The following is a 19,460-nucleotide window of genomic DNA, read 5'->3' on the forward strand; positions in this document are numbered from 1 at the left end:
ACCTATATCGTTAGCGCGCAGAGAGCAGCATCAAACCGAGAATGACGCCGGTCACGCCACTAATGCGCAGAAAATTTTCATTGCCATGGGAAATTTTAATCGCCAACTCTCTGCCCCGCTCAAAACCGATTTGCAGCATATAGGCACCACTCAACAGCACCAGCACGCCGAGGGCATTGAACAAGATATACCAGTGGCGCGTGTCGGCGATCAGCAACAGCATTAAGCCGACAAAAATGCGCGCCCAGGCGGAGAAGGCATAGCCGGTTTCATTAAGCCGTTCGCTGAGGCTGCGCGCCAGTTGCGGCCTGATTACAATCGCCAGCGACCATACGACAATGACAACGCCCAACAGCCAGATAAGTACTTTGATCATAAGATTCCCTCCCTAAATGTTCTCAAATCCAATCTTTCAGCGGCTTACAGGTCGCCCCACTGGAACTGCAAAACAGACAGTGCGGCAATTGGAGCCGTCTCGGTGCGCATGACCCTCGGTCCCAGGCGCAACGGCATAAAATCCTGCGCCAGTGCCGCATCGATTTCTCCCTGCGACAGGCCACCCTCGGGGCCCACTAAGAGCAGTGCGGATTGCGGTGTCCCCCGCTCCGCCTGCCACTGGCGCAGATCCAGTTCGGTGCGGTGGTGCAGCACCAACTTGACCTGGGCTGCGTCCTCACTGGATACATGCTGTAAATATTGCGTCAGCTTTAACGGCTCGGCAATCGCCGGCACCCGGTTGCGCTCGCACTGCTCGCAGGCACTGATGGCGATCTGGCGCCAGTGGCCCAGCTTTTTTTGTAAGCGCTCCCCGGACAACTTCACTTCACAGCGCTCGGTAAACAGTGGCTGAATTGTCGCCACCCCCAATTCCGTGGCCTTTTGTATCACCCAGTCGAAGCGGTCGCCACGGGAGATGCCGATCGCCAGAGTCAGCGCCAGCGGCGACTGGCGATCCTCTGCCCGGTACTCCGCCGTGCGCGCCCGGGCCCGCTTGCCGGTCTCGATCAACTCCGCCGCATACTCACCGCCACTGCCATCAAAGAGAACCAGGGGGTGGCCCACATTCAGGCGGAGCACTTTAACCAAGTGACGGGAGGCCAGTTCATCCAGCTCCACATCCTGTTGCGAGGCCAGGGGCTGCTTGGAGAAAATACGCGGAATGCGCATGGGGGAATCCTATGTAAACACCATAAAAAAGCCGACAGGAATGTCGGCGTTTTGCTGGCAGTTAGTTTAGGCATTTATACCCCATAGGCGCAATGGCGGAGGCGATCCGCCACTGCGCCGGGTACTCGGCGCTACACCGCCTCCAGTGAGACCGGGGCATCTTCTTCCGCTGCGGCTTTGCGCTGCGGACGCAATTTCTCAATCACTTTGTACAGGTTCGGCACCAGGATCAGAGTCACCGCCGTTGCAAACAGGACGCCGAAGGCCAGGCTGATCACCATCGGGATCAGGAACTGGGCCTGGATTGAGCGCTCGAACATAATCGGTACCAGACCGATAAAGGTAGTGATCGAAGTCAGGATAATCGGGCGGAAACGATCCCGACCCGCCTGCACCACCGCATCCATCACCGCCATGCCCTGGGCGCGCAGTTGATTAATGCGATCCATCAATACCAGGTTGTCGTTCACAACCACCCCCGCTGCGGCGAGGAAGCCGAGCATGGACATGATGCTGATATCGTGGCCCATCAACAGGTGGCCTACTACCGCGCCGAAGAAGCCGAACGGCACTGCAGTGAGGATCAATAGCGGCTGCGAGTAGGAGCGGAAGGCAATCGCCAACAATGCGTAAATAGCGAATAAAGACAGCACAAAGAAGGCCAGAATAGCGCCATTAAATTCCTCTTCCTCCTGCATTTCTCCAGCGGTTCTGAGGGAGAAGCCGGGGAACTGGCGCTCCAGCTCGGGCACCAGGGTCTCGCGCATATCTTTGAGAATTTCCTGCGCAGTGGAGGTGTTCGGCGTTAGCTCGGCAAACACTCGCACGGTGCGCTCGCGATTGTTGCGGCGGATGGTGGTGTAACCGGGCACATAGACCGCCTCGGCTACCGCAGAGAAGGGCACCTCACCTTCTGCCGTACGAATACGCACGCGATCCATCTGCTCTTCGCTGGCGCGCTCTTCCTGCGGGTAGCGCACCATCACCCTAACGTCCTCACGACCGCGGGGAATACGCTGTACTTCTTCACCGTAGAAACCCTGGCGCACCTGCCTGGCCACATCCGCCAGATTGATACCCATGGTGGTGGCGTGGGGCCTCAGCTGGATTTCGATATCGCGACGCGCACTGGTGAGATTGTCACGCACATCGTAAACACCCGCGTAGCTGTTCATCTTCTTCTTAACCGCATCAGCGGCCGCGCGCAATTCATCCATGTCCCCGGAAGCGGTACTCAGGTTCAGACTCATACCGTTGCCGCCATCGTTGATGGTGGCATCAATATTCAGGTCTTCAACACTGGCCGGCATTTCACCGATCAGCTCGCGCCAGCGCAGCGACAGGGTTTTGGAAGTCACATCGCGCATCTCACCGTCGGTGAGCTGCAAGATCACAAAGATGTTGCCGCGCCAGTTGAACACCATGGAGTTCATCACGAAGGGCTCGCCGTCGTTGAGCTTCAGCATCTCCTCATCGGTAGCGAGCTTATCTGCGGCCTCCAGCACCTGATTCATCACGCGCTCGGCCTCATGGAAAGGCTCGCCATCGGCCATGCTGGCACGCAATTCCAACAGATCCGACGGTACCTGCGGCGAGAAGGAAGAACCCACATAACCACTGGTAAAGACACTGATGGAAAGTACCAGCGCCATGAAGAAGACCATCACCGTGGTGCGGCTGTTGCCAAGGGACTTCTTAAGCAGCGGCAAGTAATACTTGTCACCGGCGGTCTTCATGGCCCCGGCGAAGCGGCCACGCAGCTTCTGCAACTTGATGCCCAGGGTGGACTTGGCGGGTTGCTCCGGCTTCATGCCCACCAGGTGCGCCGGCAGAATCAACAGAGATTCCACCAGGGAGAACACCAGGCACAAGAGCACCACCACCGGCAGTGCCAACATCATCTGCGCGGTATATCCGGGCAGGAACAGCATGGGGATAAAGAACACCATGGTGGAGGTCACGGCGAAGATCACCGGCGCGGAGACCTGCTTCACACCCTCTTCTGCGGCGGCCAGACCGGTCACACCACGATCGTGGGCCGCATGCACCGCTTCTCCCACAATAATCGCATCGTCCACCACAATGCCGAGAATCAGCAGGAAGGCGAACAGCGACAGCATATTCAGGCTGACCCCGGTAATCGGCAGCAACCAGAAAGCACCGAGGAAGGCCACAATAATGCCCACCGTTACCCACATCGCCAGCGCCGGGCGCAGGAACAGCATCAACATGATAAAGACCATGGCGAAGCCGCTTAAGGCGTTGCTGGTCAATAGGTTCATGCGGCCTTCAAAAGCTTTGGAGAAGTCGAACCAGACGTCGAATTCCATACCCGGCGGCAACTGGGTGCGCGCCTCCGCCATAAACGCCTTGATACGCTCGGCGGTGGCCACCACATCCAGCGGCTCCCCCTGAACCACACGCAGGTTCATAGCCGGATTGCCGTTAAAGAGAATAACGTTGTTGTACTCCTCGAAGCCATCGCGCACCGTGGCCACATCGCGCAGCAGCAGTACAGAGCCATCGGCACGGCTGACTACCGGAATACGCTCGAAGTCTTCGGCGGTATAGGCCTGACCACGGGTCTGCACCTGGATATCACCGCGATCCGAACGCACCATACCCGCAGGCAGATCGAGGGAGGAGCGGCGCACCGCGTTGGCTACGTCATTGAAGCTCAGGTTGTAGCGGCGCAGGTCCAGCTCGGAAACCTCAATGGACAGCTCATCCGGGCGCTCGCCCCAGATATCCACACGGCGCACACCGGGAATCAGTGTGAGTTTGTCGCGCAGGTCCAGCGCGGTCTCCTTGAGCTGACGCTCGGAAACCGGACCGCCAATGGCGATCATCATCAGCTGGGTATCCCACTCCTGCAGGCGAATCACCGGGCGCTCGATACCCTCGGGGAAGGTGTTAATACTATCCACCTGCACCTTGATATCGTTGAGCAAGCGCAGCTCATCGTAGCCATCCACCGCTTGAACTTCGATAGAGGAGTGGCTGCGGCGAGAGGCGGAGTTCACCTCCTTGATGCCCTTCACCTCAGAGATAGCCTCCTCCACACGCACGGTTACCTGCTGCTCGACTTCCGCCGGGCCGGCACCGGGATAGGAGATTTCTACCTCGACAATACCGGGCTGAATCGCAGGAAATACCTCGCGATCAATCCCACTGATTCCGAAGAAGCCGCCGATGATAATCATAATCATCAACAGGTTGGCGGCCTTACTGTTGCGTGCGAACCAGGAAATGATGCCGTTCATCAGTGGCCTCCGTGGGCAGCGCTATTCGTGGCTGCGGTCTCACCGGAGGTGCTTGAATCGGCTTCGGCATGGCTCTTAACACTGTCGATCAAACCGGCGGGCTTTTCATTGAGCGGATTAGCGGTAAGCGCCATGCCCTCGCGGGAGTAACCCAGGCTGGAAACCACAACGCGATCACCAACGGCGATATCACCGCGCAACCACACCTGATCGTCGATGCTCTGCAACAGCTCTACAGTTTTGAACACCAGCTTGCTCTCTTCATCCAACACCAGCAGGTGGTCGCCCTCGTGCAGAGCCTGGCGCGGCAAAACCACTATGCCGTCCAGAGTGCGACCGGCAATATCGGCCTCCACAAACAGGCCATTCATCAGGGGAACAGCGCCTTCATAAGGGTTCTGTACCTGAGCCACGGCATAAATAAAACGACTATTGGTGTCGATGCTGGCCTCGGTACGCACCAGCTGGGCACGCCACTCGCGCTCAAGCCCAGCTACCATCGCCCGTAGGCGTACCTCGGGGCCACGCGTAAAGGATTTACCCAGGGGCAGATCGAGCAGTGCCAGCTGTTGGTCGGTCAGAGGCAGGCGCACCTCGGCGATGCCGGTGCTGTGGATTTTTGCCAGAGGCGTGCCCGGGGTGATGTACTGGCCCAGATCGACATAGGTCTCCACGACACGCCCAGCAAATGGCGTTTTCACTGCGGTGCGCGCCAGATCGAGTTTGGCCTGATCGCGATCCGCTCGCGCTGCGGCCACTGCAGCCTCGGCGGCTTCAAGATGTGGCTTGCGCAGGAACAGGGCGTTGGCAGCTTCGCTGCCCAGATTGCGCCACTCGCGCTTGGCCTGCTTGGCACGGCCCCGCTCTTGAGCCAGGGCGGACTTGGCATCGGCCAGCTGTGATTCGGCACGTGTTACATTATGGATATAGTCGGCTTGCTCGAGCTGCAGCAATGATTCCCCCTCGGCAAAGAAACCGCCGGGCACAAAGGCCTCACCTACACCTTCAATCACACCACCGACACGGGCCACCACCTCAATTTCATGGCGAGCATGCACAGTGCCCTGGCTCGGTACCAACAGGGTCTGGCGCCCAGGCTTCGCGTACAGGACATCCGCCACCGGCGGTATCACCGCCTCTGGTGGCTTTTCTTCTGGCTTCGGCTTCAACACCACCACCGCAGTAATGGCGGCCGCCCCGATAGCCAAAACGGCAAATAAAAGCTTGTTCTTGCTCGACACTTTCACAGGCACCCTCTACCCCATTCTGTGACCGATACTGGTCAAATTTTAATTAGCACGCATTCTACTGGAGTTCGACGCGGATAAGAGCCGATCCGGATGCAGGTCGCCGCAGGAGTTTGTGCTTTATCGCAAACCTTCCTCGCTGGCCCCTGGTAACGCATAATGCCGATCCGAAATTACCCCTGTAAGGGCCCTGTCGTTTGCCCGCCAAAAACCACGCAAACTAAAAGGCTACTTACCGGTCCAACATCGCCCCTAAAGGTACGAAATTTCCCGGAAAACGGATGTAAACATCAAATGCTGGATATCAACGCTCGCATCGCCGAAGAACTCAATGTCAGGCCACAACAGGTTACCGCCGCAGTATCCCTGCTCGATGAAGGAGCCACAGTCCCATTTATCGCACGCTACCGGAAAGAGGTGACCGGGGCCCTGGACGACACCCAGCTGCGCACCCTGGAAGATCGACTGCGCTATCTGCGCGAACTGGAAGAGCGCCGCGCTGCCATCCTGAAAAGTATCGATGAGCAGGGCAAGCTGACCCCTGAGCTGTCACAGCAAATTAACAGCGCCGACACCAAGAATCGCCTCGAAGACCTCTACCTCCCCTACAAACCCAAGCGCCGCACCAAAGGACAGATCGCCATCGAAGCGGGCCTATTGCCACTGGCCGATGCGCTGTTCGACAACCCCTCCATCGACCCCGCAGTTGAAGCAGAGCAATACCTCAACACCGATAACGAAGACGCCTCCCTCCAGGTCAAAGATATTAAAGCGGCCCTGGACGGCGCCAAATTTATTCTGATGGAGCGCTTTGCCGAAGACGCCGAGCTGCTGGGCAAGCTGCGTGAATTCCTCAAGCGTGACGGACAGGTAAAAGCCAAACTGCTCGAAGGAAAAGAGGAAGAGGGAGCCAAGTTCCGCGACTATTTCGAATACGCCGAAGACTGGTCCAAAGTGCCCTCTCACCGCGCCCTGGCCATTTTCCGCGGCCGCAACGAGGGTGTACTCGCTCTCAACGTGGGCCTCACCGAGGAAGAGGGCAGCTCTCCCAGCGCCAGCCACCCCTGCGAAGCCATGATCGCCCGCCATGTGGATATCACCGATGAAGGGCGCCCCGCAGACAAGTGGCTCGGCGAGGTGGTGCGCTGGACCTGGCGAATCAAGCTGCTCACGGCACTGGAAACCGACCTGATGGGCGAGCTGCGCGAGAAGGCGGAAGAGGAGGCAATCAAGGTCTTCTCCCGCAACCTGAAAGATCTGTTGCTGGCAGCCCCGGCGGGGCAAAAAGCCACCATCGGCCTGGACCCAGGCCTGCGCACCGGGGTCAAAGTCGCCGTGGTGGACGCCACCGGCAAGATACTCGACCACACCGCCATCTTCCCCAACCCGCCACAGAACCGCCAGCAGGAGTCCGCCGCAGTAATTGCCGCCCTGTGCAATAAGCACAATGTGGGCCTGATCGCCATTGGCAACGGCACCGCCAGCCGCGAGACTGATAAGTTTGTCGGGGAAACCATTAAGCAATACAAGCTGACGGCCCAAAAAGTCGTAGTCAATGAAGCCGGCGCCTCCGTGTACTCCGCCTCTGAATTTGCCGCGCGGGAATTCCCGGATCTGGACGTTACCATCCGCGGGGCCATCTCCATCGCCCGCCGCCTGCAAGACCCGCTGGCAGAACTGGTGAAGATCGAACCCAAGTCTATCGGTGTGGGCCAATACCAGCACGACGTCTCCCAAACCCAGCTGGCCCGTTCACTGGACGCTGTGGTCGAAGACTGTGTAAACGGTGTCGGCGCCGAGTTGAACTCCGCCTCAGCACCACTGCTGGCCCGGGTTTCCGGCCTGACCGCCTCTATTGCCAGCAATATTGTCAGCTATCGCGACCAGAACGGTGCGTTCAAAAACCGCAAGCAGCTGATGGAAGTTCCCCGTTTGGGGCCCAAGGCATTCGAACAGGCCGCCGGCTTCCTGCGCATTAATAACGGCGACAACCCACTGGATAAATCCGGCGTACACCCCGAGTCCTATATCGTGGTTAAGCGTATCGCCGAGAAAAATGGCCGCGAGATTAACAGCCTGATCGGCGACTCCGCCTTCCTGCGCCGACTGAACCCGGCGGACTATACCGACGAAAAATTCGGTGTCCCCACCGTTACCGATATTATCGCCGAACTGGAAAAGCCCGGCCGCGACCCGCGCCCGGAATTCCGCACGGCAAAATTTGAAGAGGGCGTCGAGGAAATTAAAGACCTGCGCCCGGCAATGGTACTTGAGGGGACTGTCACCAACGTCACCAACTTCGGTGCCTTTGTGGATATCGGGGTGCACCAGGATGGCCTGGTGCATATCTCTGCGCTTTCCGAAAAGTTCGTTAAAGACCCCCACGAAGTGGTAAAAGCCGGCGATATCGTCAAAGTTAAAGTGATGGAAGTGGACGTTGCCCGCAAGCGTATCGGCCTGTCCATGCGCCTATCCGACGAGCCCGGTGAGCAGGGTAGCGGCGGTATTAAGAAGGGCGACCAGCGCGAAAACCGCCAGGCCCAGCGCTACAACAAGCAGCAGGGCAACCGCTCCCAGAAAGGTGCTCAGGACAATAGCCGTGGCAGTATGGGGGATATTTTGATGGCGGCGATGAAGAATAAAAAATAGCCGAAAAAGGGCGGTCATTTGACCGCCCTTTTTAAATCGCCCCAACAATAGGTCTTATCGCCTTAATCAATTAAAAACTCTTCAGGCAATTCGCTAGTGAAAGACAGCGCTTCTCCGCTTACAGGGTGTGCAAATTTAAGTTCGCTGGCATGTAGCAGTAACCTCGAAGCGCCTTGGAGTGCATCGGCATGGGCATAAAAGGGGTCTCCCAATATGGGGTGCCCTATTGCCTGCATATGCACCCGAAGCTGGTGTGAACGCCCAGTTATAGGCTCAAGCTTGAGCAGACTGCTATTTATCGAACTAGAAACTACTTCCCAGCGGGTTAGTGACGGTTTCCCCACATCAAAATCTACTTTTTGCCGGGGTCTATTTGGCCAGTCACAAATAAGGGGGAGATTCACTTCACCACTGCTATTTTCTGGCACACCCCATACCCGCGCATAGTAGGTTTTATCTACTGCACGATTTTGGAAGAGAGTACTCAGCGCCTTGTGCACCTCGGCACTGCGCGCCATTACAATCAACCCCGAAGTATCCATATCCAATCGGTGGACAGTTAATGCATCAGGATATTGCGATTGTGCGCGACTGGCCAAACTATCTTTATGAGCATCACTCCTTCCCGGCACACTGAGAAGACCACTGGGTTTGTTTAAAACCAGTAGTGTTTCATCCTCATACAATACAGAAAGAAACGGTTCTAGGGGGGGGTTATAATTCCGCACTTATACAAACCTATCGGAATTTAAATATTTTTCAGGTTACCTGAGGAGGAATATTAAATCTCCAGACAGCAACCCTAAATAATTAGCATGCAATATTGCCTGAAAGCTTCATAAACAGAAAATTCGAGAGCAATAGCTTTCGAGCTTTCAGTTAAAGCTTGAGGCTCTGCAAAATATTAGTAACGGTTGCATCCTGATTCATCGTATAAAAATGCAAACCCGGCGCTCCGCCTTCTAATAAAGTCTCGCAGAGATCAGTCACAACCTCCAAGCCAAGCTTCCGAATATCCTCGGGATCGCGATAACTTTCCATGCGCTTAATCAACCACCTTGGAATCTCCGCACCGCAATTGCGAGAGAAACGCACAAGATTGCTAAAGTTGACTATCGGCATAATGCCGGGGTAAATGGGGGCATCAATACCGGCTTTTTCACACTGGTCAATAAAGTAAAAGTAGGAATCGGGATTGTAAAAGTACTGGGTCAATGCACTATTGGCGCCGGCCTCAAACTTACCTTTCAAGTAGCGGATATCGTCATCGTAGCTAGTCGATTCCGGGTGTATCTCTGGATACGCCGCAACTTCAATATGGAATTGATCGCCGGTGTGTCGGCGAATAAAGGCCACTAACTCATTCGCATAAACCAATTGCGCTACGGCTCCCATGCCCGATGGCATATCACCGCGCAGCGCGACTATCCGATTAACTCCCGCCTCTTTATATTGATTGAGCAAACCCAGTACTGTCTCTTCATTGTCACCACCAAAGGATAAATGGGGAGCAATGGAAATACCGTCGCGCCGCATATTGCTCACAATACTCGACGTTGTCTCTCGCGTGGTACCACCGGCACCATAGGTAACGGAGAAGAATTCAGGGTTAAATACCTGCAACGCTTCGCGAGTTTTATACAGTTTCTCGCGGCCTTCAGGCGTTTTAGGAGGGAAAAATTCGAAACTTATGCGAATGGAGTCTTTCATTATATTTCTCCAACCCCGCACAATTCAGGTGCCGGCGATACCGGCACCTTTTCGTTAGGGGTGATTAATACTTATAACTTTCAGGTTTGAACGGACCTTCAACTGAAACACCGATATAGTTAGCTTGCTGCTCAGTCATGCGGGTAATAACACCACTGAAGCCCTCAACCATATAGCGTGCAACTTCTTCATCCAGGTGCTTGGGCAGTACTTTTACATACAGCGCTGAAACCTTTTGATCTGCAGGCAAATCGGCAAACTTTTCTTTGAACAAATGGATCTGGGCGAGAACCTGGTTGGCAAAAGAACCATCCATAATGCGGCTCGGGTGGCCGGTGGCGTTGCCAAGGTTTACCAGGCGGCCTTCAGACAGCAGCAACAGGTGATCGTTGGTTTCGCTGTTGCGCACTACCTTGTGTACCTGCGGCTTAACTTCCTGCCACTCCCAGTTTTCACGCATAAAGGCGGTGTCGATTTCGTTATCGAAGTGGCCAATATTACAAACCACGGCACCACTCTTCAGAGCGGAAAGCATATGGGCATCGCAAACGTTCACGTTGCCAGTTGTAGTAACGATCAGGTCAGTATTGGCCAGCAGCTGCTTGTTAATACCCTCAGCGGTACCGGTGTTAATTCCGTCGATATAGGGAGAAACCAGCTCGAAGCCGTCCATACAAGCCTGCATCGCACAGATCGGGTCCACTTCGGAAACCCGCACGATCATGCCCTCTTGGCGCAGGGATGCTGCGGAACCTTTACCTACGTCGCCGTAACCAATTACCAGCGCTCGCTTACCGGAGAGCAGGTGGTCAGTGGCGCGCTTGATCGCATCGTTCAAGCTGTGGCGGCAGCCGTATTTGTTGTCGTTCTTGCTCTTGGTCACAGCGTCATTGACGTTGATCGCAGGAATCTTCAGGGTGCCTTCGCGCAGCATATCCTGCAGGCGGTGTACGCCGGTGGTGGTCTCTTCACTCACACCGTGGCAGGCATCGAGAAGTTGCGGGTATTCGCGGTGTAGCAGTTCGGTGAGGTCGCCACCGTCATCCAGAATAATATTGGGCTGCCAGCCGGCAACATCAGCACCAATAGTGCGCTCAAGGCACCACTCGTACTCTTCCTCAGTTTCACCTTTCCAGGCAAATACCGGGATTCCGCGCGCGGCAATAGCGGCAGCGGCGTGGTCCTGGGTGGAGAAAATATTACAGGAGGACCAGCGCACTTCAGCACCCAGAGCAACCAGGGTTTCGATCAGCACCGCAGTCTGGATGGTCATATGGATACAGCCCATGATGCGGGCGCCCGCCAGCGGCTGCTCTGCGCGGTATTTTTCCCGCAGAGTCATCAGTGCCGGCATTTCTCCTTCGGCAATTTCAATTTCACGGCGGCCCCACTCAGCCAGGGAAATGTCCGCAATTTTGTAATCTTTAAATTCAGTGCTCATTTGATTCATCGTTTTTTTGAGTCCAAAAATTATCTAGCTGCCGAGTGGTACCCAGCATATTTTGTATGCCCGCACTTTTGGCACGGGCATGAATACTTATTTCTGAAACTTAGAGGCCGGCCTGAGCCCGCAGTACATCCGCTTTATCGGTTTTCTCCCACGGGAATGCGGTAAAGGTCTCGCTGCGCTCCTGACCATTGCTGTCGACCCAGTTGTAAGTGTGGGTAAACGGATCGCGACCAAAGTGACCGTAAGCTGCGGTCAACTGGTACATCGGGTGCAGCAGGTCGAGAGATTTGGAGATAGCGTAGGGGCGCAGGTCAAAGTTCTCGCGCACCAGCTCTACCAATTTTTCTTCTGGCACCAAGTTGGTTCCAAAGGTATTAATTGCAACAGAAGTCGGTTCGGCCACGCCGATGGCATAGGAAACCTGGATCTCACAGCGTCTGGCCAGACCGGCGGCGACAATATTCTTGGCCACATAGCGGCCCGCATAGGCGGCAGAGCGGTCGACCTTGGAGGGGTCCTTACCGGAAAATGCACCGCCGCCATGGCGAGCGGAACCACCGTAGGTATCGACGATAATCTTGCGCCCGGTGAGACCGCAGTCCCCAACCGGTCCGCCAATCACAAAATTACCTGTGGGATTGATATGGAATTGGGTGTCTTTATGCAGCCACTCCTGCGGCAGGGTGTTGTGCACAATCAGTTCCATCACCGCATCGCGCAGATCTTTTTGGCTGACGTCCGGGTTGTGCTGAGTGGAGAGCACCACCGCATCGATCGCACAGGGGCGGCCCTGTTCGTCGTAGCGGAAGGTCAGCTGGCTTTTTGCATCGGGGCGCAACCAGGGCAACAGACCAGATTTACGCACTTCGGCCTGGCGCTCAACCAAGCGGTGGGAGTAATAGATCGGCGCTGGCATAAAGGTGGGGGTTTCGTTGGTCGCATAACCAAACATCAAGCCCTGATCGCCCGCGCCCTGATCTTCTGACTTGGCGCGGTCCACACCCTGGGCAATATCCACAGACTGCTTGCCGATAACATTGATAACACCGCAGGTATCGCCGTCGTAGCCCACATCGGAGGAGGTATAGCCGATATCGGTAATCACTTTGCGCACCAGCTCTTCGAGATCGACCCAGGCAGAGGTGGAAATCTCACCGGCTATAACGGCGATTCCAGTTTTTACCAGGGTTTCACAGGCAACCCGCGCCTGCTTGTCACGGGCCAGTAGAGCATCCAATACAGCATCGGAAATCTGATCGGCAATTTTATCCGGGTGTCCCTCAGATACGGATTCTGAAGTAAACAGTCTGTATTCACTCATTTTGAGGTCTCCATTGTCCCGCCGCAGCGGTTAAATATCTTTTGACTTCAGGCTGTGCCTGACAAGCCCGGTCAGGGCTTGATAAATTCTCTTATCTGGATCTGAAAACCGTTGCGCAGGGCGCGATAAATGCTGCGCCCATCTTGCAGGCCGGCGGTCGCGGCCCAGTCACTCAGCTGCTCCGGTGCAAAGCCCAGCCACAAATCCCCACAGGCCTCACGGGCCCAGTCCTGGCGGTGATCTTGCAACTCTGCAATCAAAAGCTGTCCACCGCTCTTCAGGGCGCCGTGCAAATCGTGAAAGATCTGCGCCGGATCAGGGGTGTGATGCAGCACCATATTCACCACGATGGTATCGGCGCTGGCCGGGTGCGCCGCCGCAGCCCGCGTATCGCTGCACACGAACTCAATATTTTTAATGCCCCGCTTATCGGCAAAGGACTGGGCTCGCGCCAACATCGCTGAGGACAGGTCGAGTGCCGTCACAGTGGCAAACCGCTGCGCCAACTCCTGTAAAAACTCACCCTCCCCGGGCCCCACCTCCAGTGCATGCAGACCGGGCTTGAGCAGCTGTGCCACCTGCGGGCCATAGACGTCATAGCTGGCAATCAATTCCTGCTGTTCGCGAAAGCGATTGCCGTAATCGGCAAAGAAGCGCCGCGATGCTTCCGCACGCTCCTCCGAGATGCGGGATACCGCCTGCACCCGCCGATCTGTCAGCGGCAGCTGATCCAGGTTGCTAAAGAGCTGTGCCAATAGTGGCGTGGCTGCCGTGCGCCGGTAAAAAAGGTTATTGCCTTCGCGGTGCTTATTTACCAGTCCCGCCTGGGCGAGCACTTTCAGGTGATGGCTCAAAGCCGGCTGGCGCAAATCAAAGATTCGGCACAGCTCTAAAACACTGTAAGAATCCTGACTGAGCAGGCGCAATATCTCGAGGCGCAGGGGATCTCCGGCGGCCTTCAGGGTCAAGGCCAGCTGAGGGATTGCCTCGGCTGGGCTCAGTTCGGAAGCGGACTCATTCTCAGACATGGAGCCAAGTCTAGCAGGGGATAAAAGCTATATCAAAATCTTTTGATATAGCTTCATTAAATGTTTTTGATATAGATATTAATGGCACCACCAAATGCATAGAATTGGAAAATTGTTGTCGTATTCGACAACAATTCCCCTAGCAAAGCTTTGCGCGGGGCGGCCCTTTACGGGAAAATACGCCACCATTTTCGTTGTTGCGGGAATCTGCCGGCAGAGCAGCGCCGCACCCTACCTGAGAAACCAGAGAGCTCTCCTTATGTCTTCTACTCCCTCTCGCACCGAAAAGGCCAACGCCATTCGTGCCCTCTCTATGGACGCTGTCCAGAAAGCCAAAAGTGGCCACCCAGGTGCGCCCATGGGTATGGCGGATATCGCCGAGGTGCTGTGGAATGACTACTTAAAGCACAACCCGACCAACCCCAACTGGGCCGATCGCGACCGCTTTGTACTTTCCAACGGTCACGGCTCCATGCTGCTTTACTCCCTGCTGCACTTGTCCGGCTATGACCTGCCAATCGAAGAGTTGCAGAACTTCCGCCAACTGCACTCCAAAACTCCGGGCCACCCGGAATACGGTTACGCTCCCGGTGTAGAGACCACTACCGGCCCGCTGGGTCAGGGCATCACCAATGCCGTTGGTATGGCCATGGCCGAAAAGGTAATGGGCGCTCAGTTCAACCGTCCCGGTTACGAGCTGGTCGACCACCACACCTATGTATTCCTCGGCGACGGCTGCCTGATGGAGGGCATCTCCCACGAAGCCTGCTCCCTGGCCGGCACCCTGGGCCTGGGCAAGCTAGTCGCTTTCTACGATGACAACGGCATCTCCATCGACGGCGAAGTGGAAGGCTGGTTTACCGACGATACCCCCAAGCGCTTTGAATCCTACGGCTGGCATGTTATCCCCAATGTGGATGGCCACGACTCTGCCGCCATCAAAGCTGCGATTGAAGAGGCTCGCTCGGTTACCGATAAGCCCACTATTATCTGCTGTAAAACCGTGATCGGCTTCGGCTCCCCGAACAAGCAGGGACGCGAAGAGTGTCACGGCGCACCGCTGGGTGACGAAGAAATCGCCCTGGTTCGCGAAACCCTCGGCTGGGCCCACGCTCCGTTTGAAATCCCCGAAGCTATCTACGCGGGCTGGGACGCCAAGGCTAAGGGCGAAGCCCAGGAAGACGAGTGGAAAGATATCCTCGCCGACTACCGCGAAGAGTTCCCGGAGCTGGCGGCTGAATTTGAGCGTCGCATGAGCGGTGAACTGCCTGCGGACTTCCTTAGCAAAGCGGATGAGTACATCAAAGCCTGCCAGGAAAGTGCAGAGAAGATCGCCTCCCGCAAAGCCAGCCAAAACGCTCTGAACGCCTACGGTCCGCTGCTGCCCGAATTCCTCGGCGGCTCCGCCGACCTGGCCGGCTCCAACCTCACCATCTGGTCCGGCTCCAAGGGCGTCAGCGCCGAAGATGCCTCCGGCAACTATATCTACTACGGCGTGCGCGAATTTGGCATGAGTGCCATTATGAATGGTATCGCCCTGCACGGTGGCTTTGTGCCCTACGGCGCTACCTTCCTGATGTTTATGGAATACGCCCGCAACGCTGTGCGCATGGCCGCACTGATGAAGCAGCGCGTAATCTTTGTCTACACCCACGACTCCATCGGCCTGGGCGAAGACGGTCCAACTCACCAGCCGGTAGAACAGCTCAGCGCCTTGCGCGCCACGCCAAACCTGCACACTTGGCGCCCCTGCGACGCCACCGAATCCGCCGTGAGCTGGAAGATGGCCATCGCTCGCAAAGATGGCCCCAGCACCATGGTATTTAGCCGCCAGGGCCTGGCTCCTCAAGATCGCGACAGCGCACAACTGGCGCAGATTGAGCGCGGTGGCTACGTTCTGTCTGACTGTGAGGGCACTCCTGAGGCCATTATTATTGCCACAGGCTCCGAGGTAGAGCTGGCGATGGCGGCCCAGGAAAAACTGGTTGGTAAGAAAGTTCGCGTTGTTTCCATGCCCTGTGCCGAGCTGTTTATGGAGCAGGAAGAAGCTTATCGTGAATCCGTACTGCCTTCTTCTGTACGTGCACGAGTAGCGGTAGAGGCGAGCCACAAAGACTACTGGTATAAGTTTGTCGGTTTCGATGGCGCTATTATCGGTATGGAAACCTTTGGCGAATCTGCGCCTGCCGGTGACTTGATGCGCTACTTTGGCTTCACCGTGGACAACGTTGCCGAAGCTGTAGAGAAGCTGCTGAAGTAATAGCGCTTTGATATCAACCCCGCGTGGCAATAGCGCCGCGCGGGGTCCCCTAGCTGAATTTTTTCTCCTGCCTAACAGTTGTGCTATGACCACTAGAATTGCCATCAATGGCTACGGCCGCATCGGCCGCTCCGTTTTACGCGCACTCTATGAGTCTGGCGCCCGCGATAGTTTACAAATAGTTGCCATCAATGAGTTGGCTGACTGCGATACCATCGCACACCTGACAAAGTACGATTCTGTCCACGGCCGCTTCGCCGGCGAAGTTTCCGTGCATAAAGATGTTCTGGTAGTTAATGGGGATTCTATTGCCGTTACTCATTGCGAGCGCTTAGAAGAGCTGGATTGGCAGCGGCAACAAGTGGATATTGTACTGGAGTGCACCGGCAGCTTTAAGCAGCGCCATCACGCAGAGTTACATTTAACTGCCGGAGCCAACAAGGTATTGTTTTCCCAGCCCGCCAGCCGCGATGTGGACGCCACCATTGTTTACGGGGTGAATGACAATATTTTAACCGGTAGAGAACGCATTATTTCTGCCGCCTCCTGTACGACTAATTGCAGCGTACCGGTTATCGCTGCTTTGGATAAAGCCTTCGGCATTGAAGCCGGGGTTATTACTACCATCCACTCCGCAATGAACGACCAGCCGGTAAGTGACGCCTACCATCACACCGACCTGAGGAAAACCCGCTCAGCGATAACCTCGGTTATCCCTGTTGATACGGCTTTAGCCCGGGGTATTGAGCGGATACTGCCTAACCTGGCAGGCAAATTTGAGGCACAGGCCCTGCGCGTGCCCACGGTTAATGTTTCCGCTATTGATTTATCCGTCTCTCTACAAAAAACAGTGAACCGAGAAGAGATAAATACACTATTAAAAACGGCTTCCGCAACGGAGTTTAACGGTGTTCTCGGTTTTACCCAGGAGCCGCTGGCATCCTGCGACTTTAATCACGATCCCCGCTCCGGCGTCATTGATGCAAGCCAAACCCGCGTAGCGGGCAGTCAATTAGCCAAGATTTTAATTTGGTTTGATAACGAGTGGGGATTTGCCAACCGAATGCTGGATGTGGCCAGGCGACTCTGCTGCTAGGCAACCTCTGAAGTAACAATAGCTTAGCTTTACTATCTTAAATATAAAAGCATTGATAACAGAGATGGTAGCCTAAGCAGCTACCACCCCATTACTTACATACGGATATATTTGGAAGAAATTATAGCCCTGGAACTTCAAGTGGTCTTACGGATACCTTCTCAGTTTTTGAAGGATAAATTAAGACCCGACTCAATAATTGCCCCTCAAAATTTGATACATCACTATCTTCACCACTCGAATCATAAGAAAAGTTTGTGAGTGTCTTTTTTATATAAAATATACTTTCATCAATACTATAAAGATCCAAATCACGCTGAAAATCAATTCGACATTTTGAACCAGCTACAGGGTCCCACACATCTGGAATACAGGATTCACCATCCATTGAGTAATGCCTAATTACTACAACACCATTTTCATCCAGCTGCCACAGCCCTTTAGTGACATTAATTTCACTTTCACTGAAATCACCATCAAGATCAAGGTCATATGCGTACACTTCACTTACCGACCCATCGACATTTAATTCATACCAGTAATAATCTTGCACCAGCCTCAAAGATTGACCATAGTTACCTATCTGGTAAATACCTGATACTTTTTCTTTATCCCATCCCTCTACTTCTTTAGCAAAAACCGCATCAAATTCTGCCCTCACCCTTCCATCAGATTCATAAGCGACAAATGCCCAATCATAATCAGTAAACTCAGAATCTAAAAAAGTATAAGTAAACGAACGTCCGCTTGAAACCTCAACCCTAAGCTGGTTTTCACCACTTAAAGACCAGGTTCCTGACAACTCTGTTGTAATAGAATTTCCATCGGCATATATTTCAGGAACAAAAATATCAACCTTTCCACCCGTTTCATAATCGCCATAAAAACGCATATCTAGCACTGATACTAAACTCCATTGCGGCAATTCTCCGGAAAGCTCGACAAACTCAGTAATCCCCACTGTGTTTGGCATACTATATAGTTTTCCTAACTCAATAGTACTAGATACCGGTAATTCAGCCGAGGATCGTATTGCGGAGCTCATAGAAACTTGCTCTACAAAAGAACCATCCTGATACTCCCCATTCGGGTAGTGATCATAGTGAACGAGATCAAGAATCACAGAATCAACGGTATCTCCTTCAAAAACCCAGTTCATCCTATTTATTCTGGTTCGATTTTCCGTAACGTAATCACTATAGAAATAGTTGACAGCTATATCTGCACCCTCAAGAATCAAACCTTCATCGGTGCGTGACCAAGTTATCGCAACACGATCCATCATCCCCACAAGCTCTCCGGTACCATCAGCACGCAGAGTTAAACGCAAATTTAAATTGGGAAGATAGTAAGTATCCTCTGTAGCCAAGAAACTCGACGGAGAAGAATTGACAAGTTTTTTATTTTCGAAAATAGCCCTTTTCGACATCTCAAACTCTTCTGCAAAGTCAGACCTTAATTGCAAAATATATAAAGATACCAAATTAAAATTTGTCGCCAACTCATATATATCACCAACTCCGTCGGGCAGAAAGAATTCCTCTTCCTGCGGCCTATCAAGCGAAAGGTTTATATATGCAGCTATATCAAGCATAGTACTAGAATTTATTTTTTTATATGCTGCGCTATACTGGGAATCAGAAGTGATTCCACCATTATTTTCAATCTCTAACAGAGCAGAGAGTGCTGTAGTAACACTGGTAATATTTACGCCAAGTAATTCCGAGCGAACTAGTATACCATCATCTCCAGAGATCTCGAATAGACTATCAAATGAACCGAGGGCACTAACTAGTTTTATACCGCTGTCGGCAGGAAAGATGGCCTCCCCATATACAAAGGAGTCAACCTCTGATTCAGGGATTTCCAATTCTACGGTATAATTGCCATACGTATCCAAATCAGCGTTGAAAACTTCATCTCCCGCTCGGAATACTACTTCTACACCGGTATAGCTACCCACCTCAACGTAACCTTGCACAGTTAGGCTTAGGCTGTCATCATTTGACTCCTCTTTGCTGCTAGATGAGCCTCCACCACAGGCGGATATACATAGAAAAACAAGTAAAAAAAACAATCTATGGAGTATCTTAAGGTAAATCATATTAATTGATTGAGCATAGTAAATTAAACAAATAGCGGCGAAGAAAATATAAACTTTGCGTCCGACAGACACACCAGAATATTAGAAACCCACAAAAAAATCCAATAAAAACGACCAAAGAAGAAAATCAAGCATCAAAAGCTAAACATAGATTCAAAAACCCAT

At 53.9% G+C, this 19,460-nt stretch carries 13 protein-coding genes; 3 read left to right on the forward strand and 10 right to left on the reverse strand.

Features of this window, described 5'->3' with window-relative positions; all coding sequences use genetic code 11:
* Positions 1 to 10: 10 nt before the first annotated feature.
* The 4 genes from ACJJIF_RS14180 to ACJJIF_RS14195 all read right to left on the reverse strand — a co-directional run bounded on the left by ACJJIF_RS14180 (position 11) and on the right by ACJJIF_RS14195 (position 5,677).
* A complete protein-coding gene (locus ACJJIF_RS14180; RefSeq protein WP_444928991.1) occupies positions 11 to 376 on the reverse strand; it encodes a hypothetical protein in 366 nt (121 codons plus the stop codon).
* Positions 377 to 420: 44 nt separating this feature from the next.
* Positions 421 to 1,167: a 16S rRNA (uracil(1498)-N(3))-methyltransferase gene (locus tag ACJJIF_RS14185; RefSeq protein ID WP_444928992.1), complete on the reverse strand. Its 747-nt coding sequence runs from the start codon at positions 1,165 to 1,167 to the stop codon at positions 421 to 423.
* 131 nt (positions 1,168 to 1,298) lie between these two features.
* Complete coding sequence (locus ACJJIF_RS14190) at positions 1,299 to 4,430, reverse strand: efflux RND transporter permease subunit (RefSeq protein ID WP_444928993.1); 3,132 nt, start codon at positions 4,428 to 4,430, stop codon at positions 1,299 to 1,301.
* Entirely contained in the window at positions 4,430 to 5,677 is a 1,248-nt protein-coding gene (locus ACJJIF_RS14195) for an efflux RND transporter periplasmic adaptor subunit (protein WP_444928994.1), read from the reverse strand. The genes ACJJIF_RS14190 and ACJJIF_RS14195 overlap by 1 nt, the downstream gene beginning before the upstream one ends.
* Before the next feature lie 294 nt (positions 5,678 to 5,971).
* Between ACJJIF_RS14195 and ACJJIF_RS14200 the strand changes: the two genes are divergently transcribed.
* The gene (locus ACJJIF_RS14200; RefSeq protein WP_444928995.1) at positions 5,972 to 8,326 is read left to right on the forward strand and encodes a Tex family protein; all 2,355 of its coding nucleotides are present in this window, start codon (positions 5,972 to 5,974) and stop codon (positions 8,324 to 8,326) included.
* 62 nt (positions 8,327 to 8,388) lie between these two features.
* On the opposite strand, the gene ACJJIF_RS14205 is transcribed toward ACJJIF_RS14200, so the two are convergent.
* The 5 genes from ACJJIF_RS14205 to ACJJIF_RS14225 all read right to left on the reverse strand — a co-directional run bounded on the left by ACJJIF_RS14205 (position 8,389) and on the right by ACJJIF_RS14225 (position 13,835).
* The gene (locus tag ACJJIF_RS14205) at positions 8,389 to 9,054 is read right to left on the reverse strand and encodes an RluA family pseudouridine synthase (RefSeq protein WP_444928996.1); all 666 of its coding nucleotides are present in this window, start codon (positions 9,052 to 9,054) and stop codon (positions 8,389 to 8,391) included.
* A gap of 151 nt (positions 9,055 to 9,205) precedes the next feature.
* Positions 9,206 to 10,036, reverse strand: a complete 831-nt coding sequence (gene metF, locus ACJJIF_RS14210) for a methylenetetrahydrofolate reductase [NAD(P)H] (RefSeq protein WP_444928997.1) — start codon at positions 10,034 to 10,036, stop codon at positions 9,206 to 9,208.
* Positions 10,037 to 10,100: 64 nt separating this feature from the next.
* On the reverse strand, positions 10,101 to 11,477 hold the full coding sequence (gene ahcY / locus ACJJIF_RS14215; RefSeq protein ID WP_444928998.1) for an adenosylhomocysteinase: 1,377 nt from the start codon (positions 11,475 to 11,477) through the stop codon (positions 10,101 to 10,103).
* A 109-nt stretch (positions 11,478 to 11,586) separates the two neighbouring features.
* Positions 11,587 to 12,807: a methionine adenosyltransferase gene (metK, locus tag ACJJIF_RS14220; RefSeq protein WP_444928999.1), complete on the reverse strand. Its 1,221-nt coding sequence runs from the start codon at positions 12,805 to 12,807 to the stop codon at positions 11,587 to 11,589.
* A 71-nt stretch (positions 12,808 to 12,878) separates the two neighbouring features.
* A complete protein-coding gene (locus ACJJIF_RS14225; RefSeq protein WP_444929000.1) occupies positions 12,879 to 13,835 on the reverse strand; it encodes a metalloregulator ArsR/SmtB family transcription factor in 957 nt (318 codons plus the stop codon).
* A gap of 259 nt (positions 13,836 to 14,094) precedes the next feature.
* On the opposite strand from ACJJIF_RS14225, the gene tkt reads away from it, so the two are divergent.
* Positions 14,095 to 16,095 carry a transketolase gene (tkt, locus tag ACJJIF_RS14230; RefSeq protein ID WP_444929001.1) on the forward strand — a complete coding sequence of 667 codons (2,001 nt, stop codon included), beginning with the start codon at positions 14,095 to 14,097 and terminating at the stop codon, positions 16,093 to 16,095.
* An 85-nt stretch (positions 16,096 to 16,180) separates the two neighbouring features.
* Positions 16,181 to 17,191, forward strand: coding sequence for a type I glyceraldehyde-3-phosphate dehydrogenase (gene gap, locus ACJJIF_RS14235; RefSeq protein WP_444929002.1), 1,011 nt, complete (start codon positions 16,181 to 16,183; stop codon positions 17,189 to 17,191).
* A gap of 121 nt (positions 17,192 to 17,312) precedes the next feature.
* Here gap and ACJJIF_RS14240 read toward each other — a convergent pair whose 3' ends face one another.
* On the reverse strand, positions 17,313 to 19,367 hold the full coding sequence (locus tag ACJJIF_RS14240) for a hypothetical protein (protein ID WP_444929003.1): 2,055 nt from the start codon (positions 19,365 to 19,367) through the stop codon (positions 17,313 to 17,315).
* Positions 19,368 to 19,460 lie beyond the last annotated feature (93 nt).

The organism is Microbulbifer regidiadema (SeqCode), from assembly GCF_052467605.1.